Source organism: Actinoallomurus acaciae (assembly GCF_042429965.1).
Taxonomy (GTDB): Bacteria; Actinomycetota; Actinomycetes; order Streptosporangiales; family Streptosporangiaceae; genus Actinoallomurus; species Actinoallomurus acaciae.
The window spans coordinates 1-3,405 of sequence record NZ_JBHLZP010000711.1 but is presented as its reverse complement, the minus strand read 5'-3'; the positions used below and the strand labels follow the sequence as shown (position 1 = coordinate 3,405).

Genomic DNA, 3,405 nt, shown 5'->3' with positions numbered 1-3,405 from the left:
CCCGCCGCGATGGCGGGGCTGGTGCTCGTCGCCGGGTTCCTGGCGCTGGCGGTCATCGGGCCGTTCGTCACCGCCGACCCGGCGGCGCAGGACTACAGCGCGCCGCTGGCCCCGCCCTCGGGCGGGCACCTGCTGGGCACCGACGACCTCGGCCGCGACCTGCTCGCCCGCGTCACGTACGGCGCGCGGGTCTCGCTGGAGGCCGGGGTGCTGTCCGTGCTGCTCGCGATGGTGGTCGGCGTCCCGATCGGGCTCGTGGCCGGCTACTACCGCCGGTTCCTCGACCCGGTCGTGATGCGCCTGGTCGACGTCGTGCTCGCCTTCCCGTTCCTGATATTCGCGGTGGGCATGGCGGCGATCCTCGGGCCCTCGTTGCGCAACGTCATCATCGCGCTCGGCGTCTCCCAGCTTCCGGGGATCATCCGTGTGACGCGCGGTGAGGTACTCGCCCTGCGTGAGCTGGACTACGTGGCGGCGGCGGTCGCCGACGGAGCGGGCGACGGGCGGATCATGTTCCGGTACGTCCTGCCCGGCGCGACCAGCACGTTGATCGTGCAGGCCACGGTCGGCATCCCCACGGCGATCATCGGCGAGGCGACGCTGTCCTTCCTCGGCCTCGGCGTACAGCCGCCGACACCGTCGTGGGGCGTGGTGCTCACCGACGCCCAGCAGTTCCTCGACCAGGCGCCCTGGCTGGCGATCTGGCCCGGCGTGATGATCGCGCTGTCCACGCTCGGGTTCAACCTGCTCGGCGACGGCCTGCGCGACGCCCTGGACCCACGGAGCGTCCGATGAGCGAACACAGCCTGCTGGAGATCACCGGCCTCCGGGTCGGCTTCGACACCGAGGACGGCCGCGTCCAGGCCGTACGCGACGTCTCGCTGCGGCTCGAACGCGGCGAGATCCTCGCGCTGTGCGGGGAGTCCGGGTGCGGCAAGTCGGTCACCGCGATGTCGATCCCGCGGCTGCTGCCGCCGGAGACCACGCGGCTGTCCGGCTCGATCCGGCTCGACGGCCGGGAGCTGACCGACCTGCCCGAGAGCGCGCTGCGCGCGATCCGCGGCAAGGACGTCTCCATGGTGTTCCAGGAGCCGATGACCTCCCTGAACCCCTCGTTCACGGTCGGGTTCCAGATCGCCGAGGTGCTGCGCAGGCACGAGGGGATGTCCCGTACGGCGGCGCGCTCGCGCGCGGTGGAACTGCTCGAGCTGGTGGGGATCCCGGCGCCCGTGCGCCGGGTCAAGGAGTATCCCCACCAGCTCTCCGGCGGCATGCGGCAGCGGGTGATGATCGCCGTCGCGGTGGCGTGCTCACCCCGGGTGCTGATCGCCGACGAGCCCACGACCGCCCTCGACGTGACCATCCAGGCCGGCGTGCTCGACGTCTTCCGCGACCTGCGCGACCGGCTCGGCACCGCGATCATCCTGATCACCCACGACCTGGGCGTCGTGGCCGACGTCGCCGACCGGGCCGTCGTCATGTACGCGGGACGGGCCGTGGAGGAGGCACCGGTGACCGAGCTGTACGCCCGGCCGCGCCATCCGTACACGGCGGGGCTCATGAGGGCGCTGCCCTCGGCGGCGGTCACCGGCGAGGACGGCCGGCGGCGGCTCACCGAGATCCCGGGCCTGGTGCCTCCGCCGTTCGAGGACCCGGACGAGTGCGCGTTCCATCCGCGCTGTCCCCGCGCCCAGGACGACTGCACGGCGACGCGGCCCGCGCTCGAGGCGTTCGGCACGGAGCACCGGGCCGCGTGCTTCCATCCCCTGTCCACGGCCACGGGAGGTGACGCGTGAACGCGCCCGTACTCGAAGTGAAGGATCTGGTGAAGCACTACCCCGTCCGGCGGAGCGGCCGGTCCGTGCGCGCGGTCGACGGAGTGTCGCTGTCGGTCGGGCCCGGTGAGGTGCTGGGCCTCGTCGGCGAGTCGGGCAGCGGAAAGTCCACGATCGGCCGGTGCGTGCTGCGGCTGACCGAGCCCACCGCCGGTTCGGTGTCTCTCGGCGGACGCGACGTCACCCACCTGTCGCGGCGGGCGCTGCGGCCGCTCCGGCGCGACGTGCACATGGTGTTCCAGGACCCCTACTCCTCGCTCAACCCCCGGTTCACCGTCGGGCAGATCGTGGCGGAGCCGCTGCGGCGGCACGGGGTGGCCCGCGGCGCCGAGGTCGAGGCGCGCGTACGGGAGATGCTGGAACGCGTCGGACTGAGGGCGGGCATGCGCACCCGTCGCCCGCACGAGCTGTCCGGCGGACAGCGCCAGCGGGTCGGGCTCGCCCGGGCGCTGATCCTGGAGCCCAAACTCGTCGTCGCCGACGAGCCGGTGTCCGCGCTGGACGTGTCGGTGCAGGCATCGGTGCTCAACCTGATCGCCGACCTGCAGCGCGACATGGGCTTCTCGTGCCTGTTCATCACCCACGACCTGTCGGTGGTGGAGTTCCTCGCCGACCGGATCGCGGTGATGTACCTCGGGCGGATCGTGGAGACCGGGCCGACGGGGAAGATCTTCGCCGAGCCGCAGCACCCCTACACCCAGGCGCTGCTGTCCGCCGCGCCCGAGCCCGACCCGGTACGACAGCGCGAGCGCAGACGAGTGGTGCTCGGCGGTGAGGTGCCCAGCCCGATCGACCCGCCGACGGGATGCCGGTTCCACACCCGATGCCCGGTCGCCGTCGACACTTGCCGTACGGACGAACCGCGGCTGACCGGCGTACGGGAGGCGGACCGGCCCGTCGCCTGCCATCTCGTGACACCCTCCGCAGTGCCCGACCTCACTGGAAGGAACTAGCGTGTTCACAACCCGCCCCGAACTGACCGGCGACTTCGGCATGGTGACGAGCACTCACTGGCTCGCCTCCGCCGCAGGGATGAGCGTGCTCGAACGCGGCGGCAACGCGTTCGACGCGGCGGTCACCGCCGGCTTCGTGCTCCAGGTCGTCGAGCCGCACCTCAACGGACCGGCCGGCGACCTGCCGATCCTGGTGTGGAGTCAGGCCGACGACCGGGCGAGCGCGATCTGCGGGCAGGGCACCGCCCCGGCCGCGGCCACCATCGAGCACTACACCGGTCTCGGCCTGGACCTGGTGCCGGGCACCGGGCTGCTGGCCGCGACCGTGCCCGGGGCGTTCGGCGCCTGGCTGCTGATGCTGGAGCGCTGGGGCACGTGGCCGGTGGAGGACGTGCTGGAGCCCGCCATCTCCTACGCCGAGAACGGCGTGCCCGCGCTCGAGCAGATCTCGGCCACGATCGGCGCCGTCGAGCGGACGTTCACCGAGGACTGGCCGACCTCCGCCGAGCTCTGGATGCCGGGCGGACGGGTGCCGACGCCCGGGTCGCGGCTGCGCAACCCCGCGCTGGCGGCGACCTACCGCCGGATCGCCGCGGCCTCGCGCGCCGCGTCGGGCA

Annotated in this window: 4 protein-coding genes; all 4 read left to right on the top strand. The window is 72.9% G+C overall.

Features of this window, described 5'->3' with window-relative positions:
* Positions 1-795 (top strand): ABC transporter permease (locus ACFFNX_RS45530; RefSeq protein WP_378212542.1); only part of this gene is annotated, 795 nt, incomplete at its 5' end.
* Complete coding sequence (locus ACFFNX_RS45525) at positions 792-1,796, top strand: ABC transporter ATP-binding protein (RefSeq protein ID WP_378212541.1); 1,005 nt, start codon at positions 792-794, stop codon at positions 1,794-1,796. The genes ACFFNX_RS45530 and ACFFNX_RS45525, both read left to right, overlap by 4 nt.
* Positions 1,793-2,788, top strand: a complete 996-nt coding sequence (locus ACFFNX_RS45520) for an ABC transporter ATP-binding protein (protein ID WP_378212539.1) — start codon at positions 1,793-1,795, stop codon at positions 2,786-2,788. Before ACFFNX_RS45525 ends, ACFFNX_RS45520 begins: the two co-directional genes overlap by 4 nt.
* A 40-nt stretch (positions 2,789-2,828) precedes the next feature.
* On the top strand, positions 2,829-3,405 hold a 577-nt coding region (locus tag ACFFNX_RS45515), incomplete at its 3' end, for a gamma-glutamyltransferase (RefSeq protein WP_378212543.1).

What these genes read in the sequence shown, in the direction of transcription:
- ACFFNX_RS45525 (WP_378212541.1), top strand. Translation starts at nt 792, where the DNA reads ATGAGCGAACACAGCCTGCTGGAGATCACCGGCCTCCGGGTCGGCTTC.